Below are 1,856 nucleotides of genomic sequence, written 5' to 3'. Positions count from 1 at the left end.
GGAGAATCGGTTACTGAAAGAGTATATTGCTTATCCTGATGAAGATCACAAAGAGGATTTGCTCTTTTTGATGAATAGCTTGCTTATGGGAGATGTTGATTTGGTCTCTGCCGTCTTAGTGACCAAAGAAGGTCAGGTGGTTTCGACAGACAGCCAGCTCACCATGAAAACCTCTAGTGATATGATGGCGGAATCTTGGTATCAAGCAGCCATTGACCAGAAAGCCATGCCTGTTTTGACCCCTGCTCATAAGGAATCTCTGACCCAAAAGGGAGAACAATGGGTTATTTCGATTACACGAGAGATTGAGGACAGCGAGGGCAACAATAAGGGAGTACTACGACTGGATATTGACTATAGTAGGTTAGAAAACTATTTGGACCAGCTAACATTAGGCGATACAGGTTTCGCTTTTATTGTCAATTCTCAGAAAGAGTTTGTCTATCATCCAAAAAAAGAAGTCTATTCCTCTAAGGAAGAGATGGATGCGATGCAGCCATACTTGGCAGTGGAAAATGGCTATACCTCTTCTAAAAAAGAATTTGTCTATCAGATTGAAATTCCAGACAGCCAGTGGACCTTGGTTGGGGTATCGTCTCTTGATGAACTTCACATGGTTCGCCATCAAATCCTATACGCCTTTTTGGGAGCAGGCTTGGTTGCCCTCTTGATTTCTGGCTTGGGTTCAGCTTTGGTCATTCGTATCTGGTTAAAACCGATTCGTGACTTGCAGGAGGTTATTTTGGCAGTCGGGCAGGGGCAGTCACACCTGCGTGCCAAGGAAGTGGGAACGGCGGAACTGTTAGATTTATCGCGCTATTTCAATAAAATGCTGGATCAAATTGACGCTCTCATGGCTTCTGTCAAGCAACAAGAGCAGGATATTCGGGAGTATGAGCTGGTGGCATTAGCCAGTCAAATCAACCCTCATTTCCTCTACAATACGCTAGATACAATTGTTTGGATGACAGAATTCAATGACCGCAAGCGCGTGGTGGAAATTACCAAGGCATTGGCAAAATATTTTCGCATAGCTCTCAATAATGGCAATGAGCAAATTTGTCTTAAGGATGAGATGGAACATGTCCGTCAGTATCTCTTTATTCAAAAGCAGCGCTACGGCAATAAACTCAACTATGAACTCCATGAATTGCCAGCCTATGCAGACTATCAAGTACCCAAGTTAATTTTACAGCCGATTGTCGAAAATGCCATTTACCATGGTATCAAGGAAGTCGAGCGTGATGGACTGATTGAAGTTACTATTAGTGAAACAGCAGAGCACCTACGCATTGACATTCGCGATAACGGTAAAGGGATGGATAGTCAAAATAAGGCAACAGGCACAACTAAATCCGTCCATCAAGGCGGAGTTGGTCTTAAAAATGTTGATCAGCGCCTAGCTCTGCAATTTGGCACGGACTATCATATGGAAATTACTTCTGAAAAAGACCGCTTTACACAGGTTAGCCTCTTTTTGCCGAAGCGAGTTAAAGAACTGTAATTTTTATATTTTCAGTATGCTCTTTCTTTCCAATCATGTTCTAAAGGATAGAAAAAAGATCGAATTGAAATTTTAGAAGCTCTTCCTTTTACGTCCTGATTTTTAAGCTCAGGCTAAGATAAAAATGTTACTATCGCCATTTAATCAAGGCTCGGTGGGTGAGGGGTTCAGGACGGGAAAACCTGAGAAGGGCACAGCAACTCACCCCTATGCGGAGGCGGGAGTGAATCGTCTGGTAGACTATTTCACCCTCGATTCTAACATTTAGGGAAGTGTGGCGAAAAAGTATTCTGACGAATTAACGATTGTCTCCCCATCTCATCCACCATTGCAGCGGCGAACAGAGCTCTCT

Annotated in this window: 1 protein-coding gene; it reads left to right on the top strand. The window is 43.2% G+C overall.

Annotated features, from left to right (window positions below):
• Nucleotides 1-1,504 (top strand): cache domain-containing sensor histidine kinase (locus GZ996_RS11570; protein ID WP_162012123.1); only part of this gene is annotated, 1,504 nt, incomplete at its 5' end.
• Nucleotides 1,505-1,856: the final 352 nt, after the last annotated feature.

Origin of the sequence: Streptococcus sp. S784/96/1, from assembly GCF_902729355.1 — a bacterium.
Lineage (GTDB): Bacteria > Bacillota > Bacilli > Lactobacillales > Streptococcaceae > Streptococcus > Streptococcus caledonicus.
This window is presented reverse-complemented; position numbering and strand designations above follow the sequence as displayed.